The sequence below is a fragment of the Butyrivibrio sp. NC2007 genome (genome assembly GCF_000421405.1).
In the GTDB taxonomy this organism is placed as follows: domain Bacteria; phylum Bacillota; class Clostridia; order Lachnospirales; family Lachnospiraceae; genus Butyrivibrio.
This window is the reverse complement of the sequence record NZ_ATWY01000005.1, coordinates 39,856-63,428: the sequence shown is the minus strand read 5'-3', so window position 1 is coordinate 63,428 and position 23,573 is coordinate 39,856. Positions and strand designations below refer to the sequence as shown.

General features: G+C 46.8%; 14 protein-coding genes. 3 read left to right on the top strand and 11 right to left on the bottom strand.

Annotation, left to right across the window (positions count from 1 at the left end; genetic code table 11):
* Positions 1-93 precede the first annotated feature (93 nt).
* Positions 94-1,569 carry a polyphosphate:AMP phosphotransferase gene (pap, locus tag G632_RS0105430; RefSeq protein ID WP_022768011.1) on the top strand — a complete coding sequence of 492 codons (1,476 nt, stop codon included), beginning with the start codon at positions 94-96 and terminating at the stop codon, positions 1,567-1,569.
* Positions 1,570-1,619: 50 nt separating this feature from the next.
* Here pap and G632_RS0105425 read toward each other — a convergent pair whose 3' ends face one another.
* The 8 genes from G632_RS0105425 to G632_RS0105390 all read right to left on the bottom strand — a co-directional run bounded on the left by G632_RS0105425 (position 1,620) and on the right by G632_RS0105390 (position 14,795).
* Positions 1,620-2,579 (bottom strand): NAD(P)-dependent oxidoreductase, encoded by a 960-nt coding sequence (locus G632_RS0105425; protein WP_022768010.1) that lies wholly within the window; start codon positions 2,577-2,579, stop codon positions 1,620-1,622.
* Between the two features lie 141 nt (positions 2,580-2,720).
* Entirely contained in the window at positions 2,721-4,199 is a 1,479-nt protein-coding gene (locus G632_RS0105420) for an L-fucose/L-arabinose isomerase family protein (protein WP_022768009.1), read from the bottom strand.
* Positions 4,200-4,269: 70 nt separating this feature from the next.
* Positions 4,270-5,808 (bottom strand): xylulokinase, encoded by a 1,539-nt coding sequence (gene xylB / locus G632_RS0105415; protein WP_022768008.1) that lies wholly within the window; start codon positions 5,806-5,808, stop codon positions 4,270-4,272.
* A 137-nt stretch (positions 5,809-5,945) separates the two neighbouring features.
* Positions 5,946-8,069 carry a glycoside hydrolase family 3 C-terminal domain-containing protein gene (locus tag G632_RS0105410; RefSeq protein WP_022768007.1) on the bottom strand — a complete coding sequence of 708 codons (2,124 nt, stop codon included), beginning with the start codon at positions 8,067-8,069 and terminating at the stop codon, positions 5,946-5,948.
* 195 nt (positions 8,070-8,264) lie between these two features.
* Positions 8,265-9,986, bottom strand: a complete 1,722-nt coding sequence (locus G632_RS0105405; protein ID WP_022768006.1) for an extracellular solute-binding protein — start codon at positions 9,984-9,986, stop codon at positions 8,265-8,267.
* Positions 9,987-10,108: 122 nt separating this feature from the next.
* Positions 10,109-10,981: a carbohydrate ABC transporter permease gene (locus tag G632_RS0105400; protein WP_022768005.1), complete on the bottom strand. Its 873-nt coding sequence runs from the start codon at positions 10,979-10,981 to the stop codon at positions 10,109-10,111.
* Between the two features lie 15 nt (positions 10,982-10,996).
* Positions 10,997-11,938 carry an ABC transporter permease gene (locus tag G632_RS0105395; protein ID WP_022768004.1) on the bottom strand — a complete coding sequence of 314 codons (942 nt, stop codon included), beginning with the start codon at positions 11,936-11,938 and terminating at the stop codon, positions 10,997-10,999.
* A 1-nt stretch (position 11,939) separates the two neighbouring features.
* Positions 11,940-14,795: a glycosyl hydrolase 115 family protein gene (locus G632_RS0105390; RefSeq protein ID WP_022768003.1), complete on the bottom strand. Its 2,856-nt coding sequence runs from the start codon at positions 14,793-14,795 to the stop codon at positions 11,940-11,942.
* A 173-nt stretch (positions 14,796-14,968) separates the two neighbouring features.
* Here G632_RS0105390 and G632_RS0105385 point away from each other — a divergent pair, with 173 nt between their 5' ends.
* Entirely contained in the window at positions 14,969-15,829 is an 861-nt protein-coding gene (locus G632_RS0105385) for an AraC family transcriptional regulator (protein ID WP_022768002.1), read from the top strand.
* 17 nt (positions 15,830-15,846) lie between these two features.
* Here the strand turns inward: G632_RS0105385 and G632_RS18910 are convergent, their stop codons facing one another.
* On the bottom strand, positions 15,847-17,838 hold the full coding sequence (locus G632_RS18910; RefSeq protein WP_022768001.1) for an alpha-glucuronidase: 1,992 nt from the start codon (positions 17,836-17,838) through the stop codon (positions 15,847-15,849).
* A 96-nt stretch (positions 17,839-17,934) separates the two neighbouring features.
* On the opposite strand from G632_RS18910, the gene G632_RS0105375 reads away from it, so the two are divergent.
* On the top strand, positions 17,935-18,840 hold the full coding sequence (locus tag G632_RS0105375) for an AraC family transcriptional regulator (RefSeq protein WP_022768000.1): 906 nt from the start codon (positions 17,935-17,937) through the stop codon (positions 18,838-18,840).
* A gap of 976 nt (positions 18,841-19,816) precedes the next feature.
* On the opposite strand, the gene G632_RS0105370 is transcribed toward G632_RS0105375, so the two are convergent.
* Together G632_RS0105370 and G632_RS0105365 are read right to left on the bottom strand one after the other, a co-directional pair.
* On the bottom strand, positions 19,817-21,721 hold the full coding sequence (locus G632_RS0105370) for a sialate O-acetylesterase (RefSeq protein WP_022767999.1): 1,905 nt from the start codon (positions 21,719-21,721) through the stop codon (positions 19,817-19,819).
* Between the two features lie 112 nt (positions 21,722-21,833).
* Positions 21,834-23,564 (bottom strand): SGNH/GDSL hydrolase family protein, encoded by a 1,731-nt coding sequence (locus G632_RS0105365; protein ID WP_022767998.1) that lies wholly within the window; start codon positions 23,562-23,564, stop codon positions 21,834-21,836.
* Between the last annotated feature and the right edge of the window lie 9 nt (positions 23,565-23,573).

Below are 23,573 nucleotides of genomic sequence, written 5' to 3'. Positions count from 1 at the left end.
GTACCCAAGGCAATTAAAACAGTCCCGTATTTATGGGCGGTTTTGTGGTATTATATTGTTGTAAAATCGTTATAGAATTAAGGAGGAAGACCTATGCTGAAAGACTTTATAAAAGCCGAATTACCGGATGAAGAAGAGCTGAAGACAAAGCTCAAGGAAGAACGTGCTCGCCTGTCTGCATTCCAGATGAAGATAAAAGAAGCAGGTCTTCCCGTGATGGTTTTGTTTGAAGGCTGGAACGCTGCAGGAAAAGGCGCCCTGATCGGGAAGATCATAAGAAACATCGACCCGAGATTCTTTAAGGTTGCCACCATGGACAGGGAGCCAAGCCCCGAGGAAAAGAGATATCCCTTCCTCTACAGATACATAAAAGAAATTCCGGAAGCCGGCAAATTCCGCTTCTTTGATACCTGCTGGATGGAGGAAGTGGTTGACGGCGTGCTTGATAAAAAGCTCACCGAAGAGATTTACCAAAAAAGAGTTCACTCCATAAACGTCATTGAAAGGCAGCTTTGCGACAACGGTTATCTGGTCATAAAGTTCTTTTTCCATATATCCAAAAAAGAACAGAAAAAGCGCCTGGAAAACCTTCAGGGTAGCAAAGACACCAGCTGGCGTGTAGACAAGGACGACCTTCTGCAGAACAAGCACTATGACAGGTGCCTTGAGGTGTTTGAGAAGTACCTTAGCGACACCAATCAGTCCCGCGCCCCGTGGTACATCATCGACGCCACAGACAAGAAATGGGCTGAGCTCCAGGTTTTGCAGTTCCTTAATCAGGGCATAGATATCGCGCTGAAGAACCAGAAGATGAATGTTCCGATTCTTCAGAACACCTTCCCTCTTGAAAAATCCTGCAAGCTCTCTGAGATATCTCTTGATGATAAGACTGTATCTGCTGAGAACTATGACGCTGAGCTGGACAGACTTCAGAAGGAGTTAAAAGAGCTTGGAAACAAAGTTTACAGAAAGAAGATCCCTGTAATTATTGCCTACGAAGGCTGGGATGCTGCCGGAAAGGGCGGAAACATAAAGAGGATCACAGAGGCCTTAGATCCAAGAGACTATGTGGTTGAGCCGATCGCCAGCCCCGAGCCCCACGAAAAGGCCCGTCACTATCTGTGGAGATTCTGGACAAGACTTCCAAAGACCGGTCACATCACTATTTTCGACAGGACCTGGTACGGCCGTGTAATGGTTGAAAGGCTTGAGGGATTCTGCTCCGAAAACGACTGGCAGAGAGCCTACAACGAGATCAATGAGTTTGAAAAAGAGCTCAGCGACTGGGGCGCAGTCATCATCAAGTTCTGGGTTCAGATCGACAAAGACACTCAGCTGGAGCGCTTCAACGACAGACAGAACACTCCTGAGAAGCAGTGGAAGATCACCGACGAAGACTGGAGAAACCGTGAGAAATGGGATCTCTACGAGGGGGCAATCGATGAGATGATAGCAAAGACCAGCACCACCTTTGCACCCTGGCATGTACTTGAATCCGTGGACAAGAAATACGCAAGGATCAAAGCACTGAAGATCGTAATTGAGCAGATCAAAAAAGCACTTGAATAAAAAAAAAGCAGCCTCTTCACTCAACTATGAAGAGGCTGTTCTATATATGATCAATTTACAATATTCCTTGGTTTTCCTTCCATCCAGCTCACGATGTTTTTCTTAACTTCGTCAAGGCAACGGGTTCTTGCCTGTGTGCTGGCCCAGGCCAGGTGCGGTGTTACAATAAGTTTTCCGCTGTCCTGAATCTTTAAAAGAGTGGAGTCTTTAGCCATGGGTTCGGGGCTTAAAACATCGAGTCCCGCTGCGGCTATTTCTCCGTTTATAAGAGCATCAGATAAGTCTTTTTCCACAACAACCGCGCCTCTTGCGACATTTATGAGGATTGCGGTTTTCTTCATTTTCTCGAAAGCTCTTTTGTCAAAAAGATCTCTTGTCCTGTCAGATAAAGGACAGTGAAGGGAGATCACGTCTGACCTTGTAAGAAGCTCGTCAAAGCTTACCTGTTCATAGTCTGTGCAGTCACTGTGTCCGGAGGAAGCATAGAATATTACATGAGCGCCGTAAGCTGTCGCTATCTGAGCAACCTTTCTTCCGATGTTTCCCATGCCGACGATTCCGTAGGTCTTACCATCGAGTTCATCGAAGGGAATATCCAAGCAGCAGAAATGCGTCTGATTTGCGTAGGCTCCGCTCTTTACAAATTCATCGTAGTGGCGGAGGTTCTCCATGAGATAAAAGAGCATAGCGAAGGTGTGCTGGGCAACGGAGGCTGTCGAGTAATTCACAACGTTTGCAACCTTTACTCCGTGTCTGTCACAGGCCGGAATGTTGGCGTTGTCAAACCCGGTTGCGAACTCGCAGATGAGTTCAAGGTCCGGTGCTGCATCCAGGAGCTTATCCGTGATCTGACTCTTGTTGATCACAAGGACGTTAGCGCCATTAAGCCTTTCTGCCGCATTTTCCTCAGTCACCTTGTCATCGTAGTAGGTAACCTCTCCCAGCTCATCATAAATGCTGTAGTCCATATCTGTTCCGACACTGTCTTTGTCAGCGATCACTATCTTCATGCGTAATGCTCCTTCTATGTTAATACTTACTGCCTTTCGCAATTGAGTTCACTATATCAAATACTGCCGTTAGTATCAATTGCAAAGTAAAAGTCCCCTCCGCCGGTGAAAGCGGAGAGGACTTTTTCAGTCGTCGATAAATTATGCGAAAGGATTCTCTGTTGGATAAGGAAGAGATGCAGGCTGATTGTAGCCGATTGTCTCTGCTCCAACATACTTGAATACCTCAAAGAGTGCCTTTCCGAAGTGTCCGAAAGCAACTGCTCCGTGATGAGGGAAGTTGTTCTGGATAAGAACGTGTCTGTAGAATCTTCCCATCTCAGGAATAGCGAATACACCGATACCACCGAAGGACTTTGTAGGAGTATTGAGAACTTCTCCCTGTGCAACATATGCACGAAGGTGGTTGTCAGATGTGCTCTGCAGTCTGTAGAATGTGATATCACCGGGAATGATGTCACCCTCAAGTGTTCCCTGTGTAACTTCCTCAGGAAGGTTACGAGCCATGATTCTCTGGAACTTCATCTCGCAGCTTGAAAGCTTGCTTGTGCATGTATTTCCGCAGTGGAAGCCCATGAATGTATCTGTGTGCTTGTAGTTTGTCTGATTCTTGATTGACTGCTCGTACATATCATCAGGTACAGAGTTGTTGATATCAAGAAGTGTAACAGCGTCGTTACTGATGCATGTTCCGATGAACTCAGAAATTGCACCGTAGATATCTACTTCGCAGGATACAGGAATTCCGCGTCCTGTAAGTCTTGAGTTAACGTAGCAAGGAACGAAACCAAACTGAGTCTGGAATGCAGGCCAGCACTTTCCGGCGATACATACGAACTTCTTGCTTCCTCTGTGCTCCTCGATCCAGTCAAGAAGTGTAAGCTCGTACTGAGCAAGCTTCTCAAGAATCTCAGGCTTCTTGTTGCCTGCGCCGAGGTCTTTCTCCATGTCAGCCTTGATGTCAGCGATTCTTGGATCACCTGCGTGCTTGTTGAAGCTCTCGAAGAGGTCAAGCTCTGAGTTCTCTTCTACTTCTGCACCGATGTTGTAGATCTGCTGGATAGGTGCGTTACATGCAAGGAAGTTCATAGGACGAGGTCCGAATGCGATAACCTTGAGGTTTGAAAGGCCATAGATAGCTCTTGCGATAGGCACGAACTCGTTGATCATCTTAGCGCACTCTTCAGCTGTTCCTACAGGGTACTCAGGAATATAAGCCTTTACGCCACGAAGGTGGAGGTTGTAGCTTGCATTGAGCATTCCGCAGTAAGCATCTCCTCTGCCGTCGATAAGGTCATTCTGTGACTCCTCTGCTGCTGCGCAGAACATAACCGGTCCGTCGAACTTCTCAGCGATAAGTGTCTCTGAAATCTCAGGTCCGAAGTTTCCAAGATATACGCAAAGTGCGTTACATCCGGCTTTCTTGATATCCTCAAGAGCTTCCATAGCCTGGATCTCGCTCTCGATGATACATACAGGACACTCATAGATATCCTTCTCATCAAAGTTCTTCTTGTAGGCATCGATAAGAGCCTTTCTTCTGTTTACAGCAAGTGATGCCGGGAAACAGTCACGGCTAACTGCAACGATACCAATTTTTAAATCTGGAATGTTAATCATAATAATCCCCTTTCTACTCTCAGAAATCTTGTTTTATTTTCAGAGGCCAGATGCCTCTTAGATACATTTATCAAAGCTCGGCAAGTGCCTTGTAATCATCCTTAAGGTCTGCATAGAGCTTCTTGTAAAGCTTGTGGTACTCTGCATACTTGGCAGCATTATCTGCTACAGGCTCAGTCTCTTTTGCCTTAGTGATAAGCTTGTCGCAGGCTTCCTGTACGCCCTCATATACTCCGCTGCCTACGCCTGCCAGGATTGCTACGCCAAGAGCAGGTCCCTGTTCCTGGTTGATGGTTGCAACCTTGCATCCGTAGAGGTCTGAGAGCATCTGTCTCCAGATCTTGCTCTTTCCGCCTCCGCCGCAGGCCATCATCTCTTTTACACTGATACCCATTTCATTGAGGATATCGTTGCAGTCACAGAGTGAGTAGGAAACGCCTTCCATAACTGCTCTTAAGAGATGCTTTCTTGTGTGGATACCTGAAAGTCCGAAGAACACGCCTCTTGCCTTGTCATCAAGGTGTGGTGTTCTCTCACCGTTGAGGTATGGCAGATAGATAAGTCTGTCTGAACCAACGGGAACGGTCTCGATATCCGCATTTATAAGGTCATAGGGATCAACTCCCTTTTCCTTGGCTTCTTCTATATAGCTCTGGCAGAAGTTGTCTCTGAACCACTTGAGTGAGAAACCTGCTGCCTGGGTAACGCCCATGATGTGCCATGCGCCCGGTACTGCGCAGCAGCATGTGTGAACTCTGCCCTTAGGATCGATGGATACCTTGTCTGTATGTGCAAATACAACGCCTGAAGTTCCGATGGTTGTGAAGGCTGTTCCCTCTCTTACAACGCCGGTTCCTACAGCAGCTGCTGCATTATCACCTGCACCTCCGACAACTACAGTGTCTGTAGTAAGTCCGAGCTGACTTGCGATCTCAGGTAAAAGAGTTCCTGTAACCTCGCAGGACTCATGCATCTTGCCAAGGAGTGCTCTGTCGATTCCGAGCTTGTCTAAAACTTCCTGTGACCAGTCACGCTTTGATACATCCATCAGCTGCATTCCTGATGCATCTGAAACCTCTGTAGCGAACTCACCGGTCAGAACGTATCTGATGTAATCTTTAGGTAAAAGAATGTGTCTGCACTTCTTGTAGTTCTCTGGCTCCTTGTTGCGAACCCATAAGATCTTGGCAGCTGTCCATCCTGTAAGAGGAGGATTGGCTGTGATCTCGATCCACTTCTCACGAGGCATAATCTTAAGCATCTCTTCTACTTCATCGCCTGTTCTCTGGTCGCACCAGATGATTGAAGGTCTGATCACTTCGCCGTTTTCATCCAGCATTACAAGTCCGTGCATCTGTCCGGAGATACCGATACCCTTGATATCTGCAGCATCTGATACCTTACCTGAATCAAGAGCTTCCTTAACAACTGCTGCTACAGTCTCAAGTGAAGCTTTCTTCCAGTCATAAGCATCCTGCTCAGCCCAGCCGTTCTGGGGAGTGTACATGGGATACTCGTAAGCTCTCTCAGCAACAACGCCGCCGTTCTCATCAAAAAGAACCGTCTTGGTTGCTGAAGTTCCAACATCAATTCCTATAAGATATTTCATATTCATACCCCCGTCTCACGCATTAAAATACGTGTTCAAAAAAAATATATAATAATACAACTTAAAATACAACATTACAAATTTGCAGAAAAAATGCCCGTGTTTCTATTCATTTTTACCATGCTTGTATTCGAAATTTACAAAAGCTGTACATCTTTAGCTGCGCATTTAACGCCGGTGAGTTCTTCCGATCTCTTATCGGGCTGTGATGTGCCTGCGTAGATGGTGAAATTCTTGGAAAAGAGATCTCTGACTCCCTCTTCATCTACAGAAGTAAAGGCCTTTCTGTTTATATCAACAACAACCTTTTTCTCTTCTCCTGCAGCAAGGTGAACTCTCTTAAATCCGCAAAGGCTTGGATTAGGGATTGCAAGCTCAAAACCCGTGTCCTTGATGTAGATCTGAACAACCTCGTCGGTATCTCTTTTGCCCTCGTTTACAACAGTAGCTGTAACCTTGGCTCCGGCAAACTCTCCCTTGTCGTCCTTAACAAGCTCAACGTCTACATCCTTTACGCTGCACTTACCATATGTAAGTCCGTATCCGAAAGGATAAAGAGGTGTTCCCTCAAAGTATCTGTAAGTCCTGTTCTTCATGGAGTAATCCTTAAAGTCAGGAAGGTCATCTGCCGACTTATAGAAGGTTACAGGAAGCTTACCTGAAGGTGATACGTCGCCGAAGAGGATGTCCGCAACGTCTCTTCCGCCCTTTGCTCCCGGATACCATGCCTGGATGACTGCAGCAGCCTTGTCCTGTGCAACACCGAGGTTAATGGAGCTTCCGGACATGTTGATGACTATTGTTGGCTTGCCACATGCAAGAACGGAATTAAGGAGCTGTCTCTGAGGAATAGGAAGCTCAAGGTTTACCTTGTCTCCTGATGCAAACTGGTTACCTGCATCTCCTTCCTCGCCCTCAAGGTTCTCATCGAGTCCGACTACAACCACCATTACATCTGAGTAATCAGCGATGGTCTGAACTTCTGAGAGTCTGTCAGGATAGTCCTGATCTGAGAGGTTGCTGAGGTTTGGCTTCCAGAGATCGCATCCTTCAGAATAAAGAACTCTTGCACTTCCCTCTACCTTATCCTCAATACCCTCAAGGACGGTAACGAATCTTGATGATGTTCCATGGTAGTTACCCTGAAGTGCTATTCTTGAATCGGCGTTTGGTCCTACTACACCGATGGTCTTAAGCTTTGTCTTATCCAGTGGAAGAAGTCCGTCATTCTTTAAAAGAACTATACTCTCAGCTGCAGCTCTGCTTGCAACCTTCTGGTGCTCATCGCACTCAACCACTGTAAACGGAATGTTGTCGTACTCAGTCTTATCAAACATTCCAAGAAGGAATCTTGTTGTGAAGAGTCTTACTGCTGACTCTGTAATCTGCTCCTCTGTGATAAGTCCTGCTCTGTAAGCATTCATCATCTTCTGGTAGGTACATCCGCAGTTCACATCGCATCCCATCTCAAGGGCCAGCTTAACCGATTCCTCAGCTGTTGCTGTAACCTTGTGATTCTCGTGGAAATCGCGGATAGCCCAGCAGTCTGATACGAAGTGTCCCTTAAATCCCCATTTGCCACGAAGAAGGTCAACCATAAGTGGCTTGTTGGCGCAGCAGGGCTCTCCGTTGGTTCTGTTGTAAGCTCCCATTACTGCCTCGACATTTCCTTCTTTTACGCAGGCTTCAAATGCAGGAAGGTAAGTCTCCTCAAGATCCTTCTTGCTGGCCTTGGCATCGAAGAAATGTCTTTCTCCCTCAGGTCCTGAGTGAACAGCAAAGTGCTTGGCACAAGCTGCTGCCTTCATGTACTCTCCATCGCCCTGAATTCCTTTTATAAAAGGAACTGCCAGGGTTCCTGTAAGGAACGGATCTTCTCCGTAGGTCTCATGTCCGCGTCCCCATCTGGGATCACGGAAGATATTAACGTTTGGTGACCAGAAGGTAAGTCCTTTGTAAATGTCTCTGTCACCGCGCTTTGCCTGCTCATTGTACTTGGCTCTGCCTTCCTCTGCGATAACCTCTCCGACCTGCTTCATGAGGTCCTCATCAAAGGCTGCAGCCAGTGCAATTGCCTGTGGAAACATGGTGGCTGTGCCGGCTCTTGCAACACCGTGAAGCGCCTCATTCCACCAGTTGTAGGCCGGAACACCCAGCCTGTCTATTGCAGGTGAGTCATAACGAAGCTGAGATGCCTTCTCTTCGACTGTCATCTTGGCAACCAGCTCTTTTGCCCTGTTTCTAGCTTCTTCTCTGTTCATTGCGTACCCCTTTTATTTATGTAATGTTGAAAAAAGGTCATTCTTACAAATATTAGTTTATGCTTCCGGGAGGTTTTTTTCTTATCACATTTTGGCATCTTATTCTTAAATATGGGGAGTCAGTGGGGACGGTTCTTTTTGACTCCCCACAAAAAAGGGCCGCGCCGTAAAGCGCAGCCCCTGAGGAACTTAATATTATGGAAGCATATCTGCATCGCCGAAGTACTCAGCCCACTTAGCTGTTCTCTCGTCGATGATAGCCTGTCCACCTGCTGAAAGGTAATCAGCAATACCGGCTTCCCAAACTGCATCGAAGTCAGCAGTAGAAGCAACTACAGCCTGATCATAAACCTGATCTCTCTTAGCTGAAAGTGTATCACCTACACCTGCCTCAGCCTCGATAACACCAACGTTGACGTTCTTAGGCTCAAGTCCGTCTGCCTTAGAGATCTTGTCAGCAGCACTTACAAGCTCAGGATCCTGTCCGGCATAACCATAAGCGATTGAAAGGTCAGCAAGCTTCTGATCACCGAAGTATGTTCCGTTACATGTGATTGTGTAGTCGATGTTCTTACCTGAGTTCTGGATTGCATCGCCTTCTGCTGCGATGATCTGGATAGCGCCAGACTCAAGAACTTCGTGTGTAACACCCTCTTCACCTGCCTGAAGGTACTTGATTGTCTCAGGCTTTGAAATGAAGTCGAGGTAAAGAAGTGATGCAAGAGGCTCTGTGTTTGTTGTAGGGAAGAAGAGCTTTCTGTCGCCTGCTGAAGAGTAAAGCCACTTAGCATACTTGCCGTCTGAGTTCTGGAAGCAGTCAACCGGTACGAACTTAGCATCAGGACCTACGTTTCTAATAAGGTTAGAGTTGATTGAATCCTCACCGTTTCTGAATACATAATCCCAGTTGTGCTGGAATGCGCCTACATAGCCGGCCTTGATCATATCGTCCTCAGTTGTGTCTCCGCTTCCGTAAAGAGCGAAATCCTTCCACATAAGGCCATCGTTGTACCACTTGTTAAGGAGCTTAACAGCTTCTTTTGTCTGAGGCTCTGTAACCATTCTGTCATCGAATCCGTTGATGTAGTACTCTTTGTCAGTGATCTTAGGATCCATGAAAGATGTGATGATATTAGATGCTCTCCAACCTACATCATAGCTTGTTGAGAAAGGAACCATCTTGGAAGCGTCTTTTCCAAGAAGAGTATCAGCATTGTCTCTGAATGCAACGAGCATGTCTTCGAACTCCTGAGTTGTTGTAGGAGCCTTCATGTTAAGAGCATCGAGCCAGTCCTGACGAACGAAAGTAACGATTCTCTGCTGCTCAGCACGTCTTCCTTCAAGTGCCCAAACTTCGCCTGTCTTAGGATCTTTGTCCCAAAGCATGTTCTGGTCGCCAAGCCAGTTCCAAAGGTTTGGTGTATCAGCCTTGTACTGCTCAATGAGGTCCTGAAGATCGATAACACCGCCCATCTGAGCGTATGTAAGAACTGTAGGATAGCTGTATGTTACGCAGATGTCAGGAGCTTCGCCTGCTGCAAGAAGGTTGTTGATATCATCAACCTCTGTCCATCTTGGAACCTTCTTGAAGGTTACTTCTACGTTGTGCTCCTCGAGCATTCCCTTTTTGATGTACTCTGTGTACATGTTGTTCTCAGGATCTGAACCGCCGTCATTTCCTCTGTCGTAGATCTCTACTGTGATCTTTCTTGTGTCAGCGAACTTACCGTCTGTAAGCTCTGATGCTGTCTCAGGCTCAGCAGCAGGTGCCTCTGCCTGTGTCTCTGTTGTAGCAGCAGGTGTTTCTGTAGTTGCTGCAGGTGTCTCTGTGGTTGCCCCACCGCCCTCTGATCCGCAGGCAACTATTGAAAGAGCCATTGCAGATGCAAGAAACATAGATAATACCTTTTTCTTCATAACTCTACCTCCATATTTTTTATGTGAATTTTTAATAATTACCAACAAGGAAGTTCTGCTCTCGCGCGAGCGCTCGCCAGAACAAGAATTCGTACTAAACTCGAAAATACCTCGCTAAGTACTCATTCTTTAACCGCTCCAAGAGTAACACCATGGATGAAGTACTTCTGCAGGAAAGGATAGATGCACAGGATCGGGATCGTTGAGAACATTACGATGGCTGCCTTAAGTGATGCAGCAAGTCCCGGAGCTGAGAAGCCCTCCTGTGTTGCAACCTCTACCTGGTTGATGTTGTTGATGATGTTGTACAGAAGGAGCTGCAGTGTGTAGAACCTGTCATCTCTCATGTACATCAAGGCATCTGAGTAACCATTCCATCTTCCTACTGCGTAGAACAGTGCAAGTGTTGCAAGAACCGGCTTGGACAGAGGAAGGTAAATGCTGATCAGGATCCTGAAAAGGCTTGCCCCGTCGATCTCAGCTGACTCCCTTAAGCTGTCAGGAATTCCATAGAAGAAACTCCTCATGATGATCATGTTGTAAACACTAAGTACACCGGGCAGGATCAGAACCAGTGGGTTACTGAGCAGGTGGAGCTTTTGCATCAGCAGGTAGTTCGGAATTGTTCCTGCGTTGAAGAACATGGTAATGGTGATAAAAATGTTAATTGCTTTTCTTCCCTTTAAGTGCTCAAAGATAAGGGGATAAGCACAAAGTGTTGTCATTGTAAGAGATGCTATGGTGCAGACAATTGTAAGAAATACAGTCCACACAAATGCTCTTATGTATTTGGGATCCTTAAGTACCGTTGCATAAGCATCGAAGTTAAGTCCCTTAGGTAAAAGATATACTTCATTTCTTACCAGGAAATCCGTACCACTCAAGGATTTGGCAAGAAGGTTCAGCATCGGGATGACGCAGATAAGGCTCACAAAGAGGCAAAATATCACGAACACCCAGTCCCATACTTTATCAGTCGTTGATTTTACTTTCATCTCTTTTGTCCTCCCTTACCAGATTCCTCTCTCGCCAAGCTTACGAGAGATAAAGTTAGCCATCAGCAGGAAGAACACACCAACAACCGACTGGAAGAGTCCAACCGCTGTTGTCAGCGAGAACTGAAGTCCCTTGATACCTACACGATATACATAAGTTGCAATAACGTCTGCCACCTTCATGACCAGGTTGTTCTGGAATGCGAAAGGACGATCAAATCCGCCGCCCAGGATATTTCCGAGGTTCATGATGAGAAGAACCACGATGGTTGGCTTGATGCCGGGAAGCGTGATGTGCCACATCTTCCTGAATCTGCCTGCTCCGTCAACGGCTGCTGCCTCGTAGAGCTCAGGGTTGATGCCGGCAATTGATGCCAGATATACGATAGAGCCCCAACCAAAGTTCTGCCAGATACCGAATCCGATGTAGCTGCCGATCCAGTGAGCTGCGTCGTTGAGGAACGGAATTGATGATCCGCCCATCTTCATAAGAACCATGTTTACAAGTCCGTCGTTTGGTGCAAGGAGCTGCAGAGCCAAGCTGTAGATGATGACCCATGAAAGGAAGTGAGGCATGTAAGCAATGGTCTGCACAACCTTCTTATAACGCTGGAAGCAAAGCTCATTTAATATAAGAGCAAATATGATAGGTGCCGGGAATCCGAAAACAAGATCCAGCAGGTTAAGTGTAAGTGTATTTCTAAGTGCATATCTGAAATCATTATTTCCGAATGCCTTGATAAAATACTCAAAACCGTGATTAGCTGCCAGTGGCAGTTTCCAAACACTCTCTACCAGTGAGTATTTCTTGAACGCAATCTGCACATAGATCATAGGTGCATATTTAAAGATCAAAAGATACAACAGTGGTAAAAATAACATCACATAAAGTTGCCAGTACTTTTTAAGATAGACACCGGCGCCCGCCTTATTTTGGGCCTTAGCTTGCCTGCTCATTTCATTCCTCCTCTAATCCCCTGATATAGCTCTCCCTGGGTCCAAGGTAGGACTCCGGGATTTTAATTCCTTTTTTTATAAGCACTATCCTCTCAAGAACGATGCCGGGACTGCAGCCATAAAACTTAAGTTCATTTTCCCCTTTTACGAGCTTTATCATGTCCGTAACGATCTTGACGCTGTTTATTGCTTCCTCACGCCACTGAGGGCTGAAGAAAAACTGGTTCTCCGGATCTCTGACGGTGTTTATTATCTTTGTCTTGCCGCCGTTAACCGAGTATCCCAGGTACTGCTCCGGCTTAAAAGTAACCGGTGTTGTAGGTGCCAGTAAAAAGACTGCCTCGTACTCACTGTTTTCCGTCGCCATAAATCTGTATGTGACACTGGGTCTTGTCTTTCCCCGATAAAAATCCTCTGTCACAGGAAATGCCTTGATGGCGCTTCCGCTTCTTCCATAAGGAGAAAGAACTTTAAAGCCTCCCTTTTTGGTGTTAGCCTTTTCGGAAAAATGCTCTGCCTCCATGCAGATATATCCGTCGCTCTCAATAAAGAGTCCCTTCGGAGCATCCGCAGGAGAAGCTTCCACCGTTACGTGTGCGCATCCGATTCCAATGCCTTCCACTGTAAACGTGCCTGTGATCTTTTCGGATAAAAGAGCTTTATTCACCGAAAGGGTTATCCGCTCTCTTTTTTTGACCTCGCCCTCTGTTTTTGAAAGCAAAAGCCAGCTGCAATCGGTGCTGATCCTGTATTTGTAAGGGATCTCACTTCCGCTTATCAGGTCAAATTCGATGCTGCTCACATCCGGTCTTAGCATGTCACTCCAGGTCTGGGGGTGATCATTCCATTCAAGGCCCGTCATGTAGTTTTCATCCTCTGCCCTGGAAACAAGCATCCTCGGCGAGTTTGCGCCATATACAAGATGCCTTATGGGATATCTGTTATCCTCTTCGTTCCAGTTGATAAATCCCACATGCTCCGATCTGCCAAAGCCTTTGTAGTAGCCGCCGTCCACCGTTTCATATTCATCAATGATACGGGCATCTTCTTTTACGCAAGCGTCAAGCTGCTCTGCAACATCGTTGGCTTCAATCCTGTTCTGCATTGCAAAGAACTTGTTCCTGCCGGCCAGTATCCACATCTTCATGAGGTTGGCCGTTCCGCAGGCCGGATAGTACAAAAGAGATATGAATGCCGATAGATTCTCGTCATTTATTCTCTTTTTAAGTGCAGCTGATTCCTTAAGTATCTCATCGCTGATGTTAAGGACCATGTCTGCCTCTCCAAAGTGAAGAGGGTGGTAAACATCTGCATTCATGATCTCGTGGCGCCTCTTTTCAAGAAGAGATGTGTAATCCCACAGGATCTTTTTTGCTTTGTTTCTTCCGGAGAGGGGAAGCATACCACCAAACTGCCTCTCCGCCCACTCATTTACGTAAGTCTCAGTGATGGCTGCATCTGTGCCGCCCCACTTATCTATGTCGTAAGCAAGGTCAAGGAAATATGAAAGACCAAGCTCCTGAGTGCCTATATCACCAACATTGGTGACCCAGATCTGTCTTACGCCGAACTCGTAAGCTGCTGTCATCTGCTCCCATACCCTTGGGAGGAAGGTGGCTCCTATCCACTTAAAGGAATAAGGACCACCGTGCATATCCATGTGATAGTACATTCCGAATCCGCCGGGATGATTTCTCATCTCCTTATCCGGAAGTGTTCTTGTGTAGCCGACGTTGTTATCGGAGAGGATTAAAGTTACATCCTCAAGCTCCGGATCACCCATAAGGCCCTTTGTCTTTTCATTGCCGTAGAAGAATTCTTCCACTTCGGAGAAAAGAACTATCTGCCTCGGAACGTTCTTTAGATCATCATCAATGGTCTCTTTGATAAGATCGTTCTGGGTCTTCAAAACGTCTTTTACCAGATCTATGTTATCCTGTAGCGAAGCATCATCCCCAAGTATCCTTGAGTCTCTCTCGCCTCGCATGCCAAGAGTTATTACATTTTCAAAGGACTTGTTTCTTATAAGTCCGTCTCGCCAGAAACGGGTGATTCCCTCTCTGTTTGCCCTAAAGTCCCAGGCATCTCCGTAGATTGAGTTCTCTCCCCGAAGGAGCCTGTACTCCTCTCCGCTTCTCATGCAGGGTTCGTGGTGGGATGTGCTCATCACCACTCCGTACTCGTCCGCAAGTCTTGCGCTCTCAAGCCCCGGTCCGTCCATGCTGAAGTTCGATGCCCACATGGCAGGCCATAGGTAGTTGCCCTTAAGGCGAAGGAGAAGTTCGAAAACTCTCTCATAGCAATTGGCGTTTATTCCGCCGAAGTGCTCTGTGGCCCAATTTCCAAAAGCCGGCCACTCATCATTTATAAAGAATCCTCTGTATTTAACAGATGGCTCTTTGCTGACCATGTTTACTTCATCTGTCAATGAAGCGTTTTTCTTCTTTTTGGGTAATACGTGATTCCAGTTAACAAGTGGTGATACCCCGAGAAGCTCCGAGAGATGGAACAGTCCGTAGATGGTTCCGCGCTTGTCGCTTCCGGCGATGACCACAGCGTGATCAACTCCATCCATCGGGCTGTCTATAACCTGAAAGCTGTAGACTTCCCACTTGCCTCTCACTTCCTCTAAATCTATGAGTCCCTTTTCTTCAAGCTCATCCAGGTAATCGCTCCTGCCGACGGTTCCGTAAATTATCAGGTTCTTACACTTACATCCCTTTGTATATTCACCTGCATGGAACCCTGTTACCAGGTACAGGTCCTGCCTGACCAGTGCTGCTACCTTATTGACTCCGGGAAAAGATTTAGATTCGTAAGTGAACATTAACCTGTTATCAAAACTGACCTTTGACACTTTTACCCCCACCAGGTTTTCTTTCCACTTTTGCTTGTTGATGTTTCCCCATTTGAATGCTATAAATAAATCATAGGGCATGGGATTTTAATACAAATACACAAAAAACCATATATTTTTTGCATTTTCCGATATAAAGTGCACAAGCTCTTTTCCCATGTATAAGGAGAGGTATGAAAAAGTGTCTGAACTTCCCGTATACCGTCATAGACAGCGAGATCATCTGTGAGCACAAGAAGGCCCGTGTCGATCCCACTGACATCAGCACTGTCCACAACCACGACGGATATGAAGTTGTTCTTTTCTTAAAAGGGGATGTAAATATGATGGTGGAACCCGAGCTTTTCAAGATGGAGCCCGGGGACATTTTCTTTATAAGCCCGCTGGTCTTCCATGGTGTTGACCTTGAGGATGTAAGCGGCTATGAGAGGATCGTCATCAACGTCCAGTACGAGTATCTAAAGAGCCTCGGTGATTCCGAGACTGATTTTAGCACGCTCTTTAGGAGCACGAATTCTGCAAACATGAATCACCTGCGCATTCCAAAGGAGTCGATCCCCAAGTTCATTGCCGTGGCAAAAAACCTTGAGGAAGCCCTCCACAGCGAGTGCTACGGCCACAGTGTCCTGGCGAAGGCCTACCTTGCAGAGTTCCTTCTTCTTACCTGCAAGTACTCTGAGAACGTTCCTCCGCAGAAAAAAAGCAGCACTATGCCCGTTGCCGTGGCAAAAGTGCTGGAATATATCGATAGACATCTCTCTGATGAGATCACTATAAATGCCATGTCTGCTGAGCTTCACTACAGCAGTGATCACCTTAGCCGCGCTTTTAGCGAAGCGACAGGTGACTCTTTAAAACATTACATTAATGCAAAAAAAATCGCTCTTGCACAAAAATTATTGCTGGAAAATAATTCCCCCTACGATGTGTGCTTCATGGTGGGATACAACAATTATTCCAGCTTTTCAAGGCGTTTCTCAACGCAGATAGGCGTCTCGCCCAAGCAGTATCAGTTATCGAACCGCGTGGGCTAAGCCTTCATATCTTTTGCTTAATAAATGGTTCTGCCTTTTTCGTCCGGAATGCCACATTTTCTGTAGAAGTAGGAGTTCACCTGATCTCTCCACTCTCTGGCATTATCCAGCTGAAGGTCGAACCTTTCTTTTACCCTTTTGTAGACTTCCTCGGGAACTGCATCTTTTAAGCTGTCCCAGTCTGCTGCAAGACCTCTTGCCTCTTCTTCTCCCTGGAAATGACTGTCGTAGATGTGCTGGATCAGTGTCTTTCCGGTCTTAAGCTTCCAGGTGTACGGAATGTGATGGAAGAAAAGAAGGAGTTCTTCCGGGCAGGTATTCGGGTCGTTGTACAACTTTGCATTTTCCGGGTAGTACTGCTGGGCATAGCCCGTTCCCCTATCTGTTCTGTCAACACCGATCCCAAGGTGATCAGCCCTGTGATAGGTTCCCCATCTTGAGTATTCATAGCCGTCAACGCTTGGTCCGTAGTGGCCGTTTGGTGTTACCATCCAGCCGATTCCAAGAGGTGATGTGTATCTCTCGTAGATCTCTCTTGAGCGAAGAAGCATGCTGCAGAGGATGTCCTCTTCCTTCTTTGGAAGATTCAGTGTCTGAGCGATCCACTCTCTTGCTATTTCTTCAGCTGTGAGCTCTGTGTTAAAAGACAATCTTCCGAATCCGTAGGTATTGGCTGCTGCCAGGTCATCTCCGGTCCAGTTCATGTCATTTCCGGTGTTGATGACTGCTGACATTCCTCCGAGATTGTTGCCCATGGTGCGACCACTTACAATGTCAGCCACAGTGTCTTTTTCCTCATTGCAATGTGTGTGGAAGTCGAGAACTTCCTTGAAAAGAGGGATGAGATAACACAGGTCGATCTGATGGCCTGTGTACTCCTGAGCTGCCTGAACCTCCAGCATCTGGTTGGTCTTTGTAAGGCCACCGAGAAGGGGAGATACGGGTTCGCGGATCTGGAAATCCATAGGTCCGTTCTTTATCTGAAGGATGACGTTGTCATGATATGCTCCGTCAAGGTCCTTGAAGTAATCGTAGCCGGCTCTTGCTCTGTCTGTCTTGGTGTCGCGCCAGTCCTGAGTGCAGTTATAGACAAAGCATCTCCAGATGATGATTCCGCCGTAAGGAGCTATCACATCGGCGAGCATGTTGGCGCCATCTGCCTGAGTCCTTCCGTAGGTGAAAGGTCCCGGTCTTCCCTCTGAATCTGCCTTTACAAGGAAGCCTCCGAGGTGCGGGAGATTGTCGTAAACTTCCTTTATCTTTTTCTCCCACCAGGAGATGACTGATTTATCAAGAGGATCGCAGGTGTCCATGCCTCCGATCTCGATAGGTGATGCGAAGTTAAGGGACATGTAGAGCTTTATTCCGTAACCTTCAAAGATGTCCGAAAGCTCTTTTACCTTATCAAAGTACCTGTCAGTGATGAGGTATGAAGCTGCTCCCTTTACATTTACGTTGTTGATGACAATGCCGTTGATGCCGATGCTGGCCATGAAGCGGGCGTAGTCTCTGGTTCTGTCGTTTATGATGATCTCTTCGTTTTCGAAGAAGAAAGAATTTCCTGAGTATCCGCGCTCGATGCTGCCATCCATGTTGTCCCAGTGGTTCATCATTCTAAGAGGGTTGGATGGAGAGGCTGTCTCGGCTACTTCGTCAGCTCTTTTACCACATGCTATTAGGCGCAGGATTGCGAAGACGCCGTAGAGAACGCCATTTGCGTCGGATGCGCTAAGGTCTATGCCGTTAGTGCTTCCTTTGATGCTATAGCCTTCTGCGGATATTGAAGCGACCTTTGCGATCTTAAGTGTCAGCGCCTTCTTGCCGGCTTCCGGCGAATCCGATACCTGCTCTCCGGTAAGGAGCTCTATGGCTTTTCTGAACTCGCATATTGCATTTGATATGACAACATCAGTGTCTGAAAATCCTTCAAGGGCGATATTCCATGCGCCATCGCCCTCGTAGACTCTGTGGTAATTCAGCCAAAGCTGTGTCCAATCAGTTGTTCCCATAAAAAGTTTTCCCTTCTGTTTCACAAATATTTGCACGCCCTTGGCGTAAAATGCTAGAATATGTACGAGTTAACATAAATCAAAGGAGAATGATCCATGATTGAAGATATTAACGCCCAGTCCAGAGAAGATATAATTTACGACACTTTAAAGGGCGTCCTTCTCTATCACAATACGCTCAACGAATATCCGCTCCACTGGCACAACGAGGTAGAGCTGATCCTTCCTTTGTCAGGGTCATTCCAGGTTAAGTTTCACAACGATTCTTCCGCAGTTGTTAACTGCGTTCCCGGAGATATAATGCTTATCGCTCCCGGAACCCTTCATGAGTACCTGTCTGTTGCACCGGGCGGTGAGAAGATGATCCTTCTCTTTGACTTTACCCGCTACTCACAGGTTTCTCTTATGGTTCCACTCCTTAAAACTCTTCCGCCCTACGTTCATGTTAAGCAGAGCCAGTTCCCTGTGGAAGCTGCGCGCCTTCAGAACTACTTCTGGGACATTGAGCGCCTCTACGGAGAGAGCGATGAATTTCTTCAGATATCTGTATATTCTCTGGTGACTCTGATCCTTGCCCAGATTGGAAGCATGCATCTTGTGGATGCTATTGTTCCCACCGGCACTTCAGATTCCCAGTCCAAAAACATTGAAAAACTAGTGGCTGTAACCAACTACATCGATTCCCACAGAAGTGAGGATCTCTCGGTTGAACAGCTTGCTGAGCTTGCAGGCTTTTCCAAGTACCACTTCGAGAGACTCTTTAAGTCCTCCATGGGCATCTCCTGCTATCAGTACATCACCAAGCGCCGCGTAATGATGGCTCAGGAGCTCCTTGGCGACACCGACCTCTCAGTCATGGACATCGCACTGCAGTCAGGGTTCTTCTCTCTTTCAACCTTCAACCGTGTATTCAAGGATATGAACGGCTGCTCACCCACCGAGTACCGCAAGATGTACCTCCAGGGTGCCGACGTCGCCGGCCGAACCTACACCAAGCAATAAGGTCCGAAAGCTATTGGCTGCTGTCGTCAAAAATTGACTCGGTCACCTTGAGCACGCTCTCGCTCGTCCTCGTTGGTAGCGGTGAGTCACCGGGGACGTTTCACTTTGTCTCATTTTGAGTCAGTGGGGACGGTTCTCTTTGACTCCTTTTCTATATCTTCTGTTGAGTTCTTGTCATATATATAGAAAACAGATCTTCTCAAAAACTTTGTCAGGCAGTTTTTCTATACTTCGAGACAACTTCTGCTCATATATATAGAAAACTCTTCACCCCAAAATCTTTATAAGCTTGTTTTTCCATACCCCAGAAATACTTTTTCTCACATATATAGAAAATTGAATCAACATACTTTTTCAAGTGTCCAATTTTCTATACCATGGACATAGTTTCAATTGTATATATAGAAAATCTTATGATCACACATTTTCTACGCCCCGAAGGCACTTTTCACAATATAGGTAGAAAGAATTTCTTAAACAAAATTCAAAATGCCTTATTTTCTACGCCCAACGGCCACTTTTGGGGATATAGGTAGAAAGATTCTCCACATTCATTTCTATTTTCTGTGCCCATAGATCACTTTTTTCTGTATAGGTAGAAAATAATCCCTAATGCAAAATTTTTCTCTCATACTTTCTACGCCCACAGCCTACTTTTTGCTGTATATGTAGAAAATCAGCAAAACCTCATCTTTCTGCCTGCACTTTCAATCTTGAATGCAACGCCCTTTTTCCTGCCCGCCTTAGTGACCAATATGTTCGGATGAATACCGGAGTCAAGGGACAGTACGCTGGGCGCCGCTTTTTGGCGCCCGGGCAGCACTTGGCTCCGGTATTCACCCGAACTACAATCGCCGGGCGCGGGCAGAATCTTCCGGATCTTGCAAAATGGGTCAATGTGAAACGTCCCCGGTGTCTCATAATGAGTCAAACTGAAACGTCCCCGGTGTCTCAAAACTGAAACGTCCCCGGTGACTCATTTTACTTCGAGTTCGAAGGGGCCCATTGGGAGGTTGGCCTTGTTGTAGATCATGGCTCCCGAATATGTATAGGCAACCAGGTACTTAACCTTCTTTATCTTTTCTACCTTAAGGTTTGTCTGAAGCTGAATTGCTTCGCCGACAATCTTAGCCTTGGCTTCGTACTCTTTTCCTTTATCATCAACTACAACAAAATCGCGGATCTCGCTGCCCTTGCCGATGTCTCTGGCAACCATTCCGTCGGCGTGATCAAACCTGATCTCTACAGTTGAGCCCTTCATAAGGCCTGAACCTGTAGCCTTAACTGAAACAGGAATAGGTGTAGGACCTGTGAACTCGCCGGCATAGCCGTAGCGAAGGTGCGCAGCCCAGAGGGCCAGGCGCTTGCCGATGCGGCGCTTGCCTGTGGGATGAAGATCGTTGTCTTCTCCAAGATCCATGTTTACTGTCATTCCAACCATCGGATCGTCCAGGAGCTTTGCCTGCTTTAATCTGAACTCAGGCCATGGATCGTCCACCGGCTGAATATCTATAACAAAGTTAGGGAGCTGAACCGTGATGTAAGGAAGGTTTTCCTCTCCCCACTTATCTCTGTAGCCCTTTATCATGCGCTTTGAGAGATCAACATAGTCATATGGCTCATAGGTATTTGACTCGCCCTGATACCAGATGATTCCATCTATTGGGAAGTTGTGACAAGGCGCAGTCATGGCGTTGTAAAGACCTGTCGGATGCCAGTTGATAAAGTCTGTGGGCGGAATCTCTCCGCATCTTGCAGCAACCTTGTAGTACCAGGTACCATCAAGCCTTACCTCAGCATCATCGTTGAATATCTTGTACTCCTTGTCCGGAGTTATCCTTCCAAGGCCGTACTCAACGCAGAGTCTTATTGCGATCACATTTCCTTTTTCCCTGGTAAGTCCCTCGGGAATATCATATTTCCTCGGCGGATACTGATACTCTATCCCGCCGACCTTCACTCCGTTAACAAATACCTCGTCCCTGTCTACCATTGTTCCAAGGAACAGTCTTGCGTTCTTTCCGGCAAGTTCCTCAGGCAGGTCAAAGCTCTTTCTGAACCATACCGATCCGCACATTCCGTTTAGCTCAGTATCCTTAAACATCACCGGAATATCCATTTCCTTCCAGCTGCGCTCGTCGAGCTCTTCTTTCATCCACTTCTCTGAAAGTCCCCTGTCAAGCTTATCGAGCTTCTCTCTCCAGAGCGTTCCGTTGATGACGTTTTTGTCCGCCTGATTCTTTCTGAAATCATCGTCGGCGTATTTATCCGCCTCTTCTATAAGTTCGTCATACCCCTCCAGCATCTCTTTTGACATCCAGGAGGAAATCTTGGATCCGCCAAGGGATGCATTTATAAATCCAACAGTCTGACCTGTGAGCTTCTGAAGATATGCAGCAAAGAAGTATCCGGTCGCAGAGAAGTCCATGATGGTATCCTTTTTAACTCTGCTCCATGCGCCGCTCCTCAGCTCCGCCAAAGGTCCGTGGAAATCTGTGTCCTCCACGATCTTGAAGGTCCTGATCCCGGGATTCTCCTCAATCTGAGCAAGAGCAGGATACCTGTCCTTAACCCTTGCGATGGGAAGCTCCATGTTGGACTGACCGGTGGCGAGCCACACGATGCCTATCATTACATCTTTAACCGCGATCTCCTCGTCCTTATCGTCTGAAACGATGAGCTCGTAAGGGCCTCCGCTCTCTTTTGCAGAAAGGTAGATATCAAACCTTCCTCTATCGTCAGCCTTTCCTGTGGACATGAGATTATCGAGCCTTACCTCGATTCCTCTTCCAGGCTCGTCCCATCCCCAAATATGTATTCTTTTACGTCTCTGAATGACCATTCCGTCCGAAATGATCTTTGGAAGTACTAATTTACCCATTTCGTTTTCCCCATGTTTCCCCATAGTCCTTCTATGGCTAATTATACAAAAACATGGCGACATGCTTCTTCACATTTTCCGCCATGTTTTTTCTCATTTTCTGATATCTATTTCAGCAGACTCCAAATCCGAGAATGGTAAACTTCTTATCTTCGTCTACATCCTTCATCTTAATGAGGACTTCCCGTTTCCTGCTCTCCGCCTCATTTACAAGGATCACGGCGTTGCAGTGGGTCCATCCGTTTACGTGAGGATCCGCATCCAGGACCTTCTTACCATCGACATAGACCTCAGCCGTGCCATGGCTTGCAGCAGCTGAATCCTTGAATATCAGAAGCAGTCTCTTACAGGTAAGCGTCATCTTAAAGGGCTCACTTCCGCCTTCGTGACACCAGTTGTGCGGAAATTCGGGAGTCATCTTGATATCCTTATCCATCTCCACAGCCTGCAGGTCTTCATCTTTTTGGTCAAAAGAGCCTTCGGCCACCTCTCCGATATCGTACTTCTTTTTAAGCGCATCCATCTCTTTCTTATCAAGAAGCTCTACCTGCTCAAAATCTGCTCCGATCACCGGCTCAATTTCCGCAAGAGAAATCTCTTTTCCCTGATCAGCAGGAAGAGGCCCTACACTTACCACCTCCATCAGGTTCGTCAGGCAGTCAGCCATGATCTGATGTCCAAGATTACTGGGATGATACACATCGTAGAAGTACTGGTTCTTGGAGATGACGCGCCCATCCTTAGGCATCAGCGGAAACTGCGGACTTACGGCATCAAGGACGCTGACCATCGGAAGATCATAATTCTTTCCAACAGGAGATAATCTGTCCTGAAGATTCCAGTCGTTTGAGAAAACTGCAAATAGCAGAACTACCGCTGGCTTCCAGGGAAGAGAAAGAGCTTTTCTCACAAGGCTCTCGTAGCATACGCCCTGAGTTTCATCGCCCTCATCGTTAACTGCAAACTCTATGACAACAAGGTCAGGCTCGCACTTCCCATCACGGAGCACATCTCTCTCAAACCTGATCATTCCAAGCTCTGAAGGAGTTCCTCCAACACCGGCCTTAACAAAGGTGCACTCTCCGCCCTTCATATATCTTTTTACAAAGTCCTCGTAAAAGACCCTTGCGTAGCACTTCTCATTGATGGGAATAGCGCCGGCTCCCTGAGTTATTGAGCCTCCGATAAATGAAAGAGTTACATCCTCTCCGGAAGCTGCCTTATCAAGGACCTTTCTGAGCCTTTCGGTATTACCGGTCTGCATAAGGCTATTGCCGATCATCTTTTTGTAGCCTTCAGAAGCGAAATCTACTGCAACTTCCTCGGGCTGCTCGGGAGCTTCAAACCCGTCATTAAGATAGAACCTTACATCTGCCGTGGCGCAGAGCCCCTCTTTATCAAAAAGAAATCTCATCTGCCCCAGCTCTTTATCGCCGTCCTTCCAGTCGACGCCATCAAGCTCAATTACAGTCTCCATGCCATCCATGGCAAGCTCCGCTTCAATGACGGTTACCTCTTCGCCGGGAGTATTCGGATACAGCTCTGCCACAAACCTTGTCTTCTCAGCAGCTTTCTCGCAGGATACGCTGACTCCGATGGAGTGGACCATCTTCTGAAGACCTGTTCTTGTGGTCAGGCTCTCTATCATCTCTTCATCTGTGACATTACCCGTGAGCTTGGCAGCATCGGTAAGTCTTCCCATATCCATGTACAAAAAGTGAGCAAAGCTTCCATCCGGCTGCGGAGCTCCGAATATTTCCTTGTCCTTCATAATATAGAAAAAAGGACGCTTCTTAGTTGGATCCTTGGGTGCCACAGGCCCCTTGTTTGCTATCTCTGCCATAATTTCCCC

Coding starts and splice junctions, on each gene's coding strand:
- G632_RS0105375 (WP_022768000.1), top strand. CDS start 17,935: ATGATTGAAGATATTAACGCCCAGTCCAGAGAAGATATAATTTACGAC.
- G632_RS0105425 (WP_022768010.1), bottom strand. CDS start 2,579: ATGAAGATAGTGATCGCTGACAAAGACAGTGTCGGAACAGATATGGAC.
- G632_RS0105385 (WP_022768002.1), top strand. CDS start 14,969: ATGAAAAAGTGTCTGAACTTCCCGTATACCGTCATAGACAGCGAGATC.
- G632_RS0105420 (WP_022768009.1), bottom strand. CDS start 4,199: ATGATTAACATTCCAGATTTAAAAATTGGTATCGTTGCAGTTAGCCGT.
- G632_RS18910 (WP_022768001.1), bottom strand. CDS start 17,838: ATGGGAACAACTGATTGGACACAGCTTTGGCTGAATTACCACAGAGTC.
- G632_RS0105410 (WP_022768007.1), bottom strand. CDS start 8,069: ATGAACAGAGAAGAAGCTAGAAACAGGGCAAAAGAGCTGGTTGCCAAG.
- pap (WP_022768011.1), top strand. CDS start 94: ATGCTGAAAGACTTTATAAAAGCCGAATTACCGGATGAAGAAGAGCTG.
- G632_RS0105365 (WP_022767998.1), bottom strand. CDS start 23,564: ATGGCAGAGATAGCAAACAAGGGGCCTGTGGCACCCAAGGATCCAACT.
- G632_RS0105405 (WP_022768006.1), bottom strand. CDS start 9,986: ATGAAGAAAAAGGTATTATCTATGTTTCTTGCATCTGCAATGGCTCTT.
- G632_RS0105395 (WP_022768004.1), bottom strand. CDS start 11,938: ATGAGCAGGCAAGCTAAGGCCCAAAATAAGGCGGGCGCCGGTGTCTAT.
- xylB (WP_022768008.1), bottom strand. CDS start 5,808: ATGAAATATCTTATAGGAATTGATGTTGGAACTTCAGCAACCAAGACG.
- G632_RS0105400 (WP_022768005.1), bottom strand. CDS start 10,981: ATGAAAGTAAAATCAACGACTGATAAAGTATGGGACTGGGTGTTCGTG.
- G632_RS0105370 (WP_022767999.1), bottom strand. CDS start 21,721: ATGGGTAAATTAGTACTTCCAAAGATCATTTCGGACGGAATGGTCATT.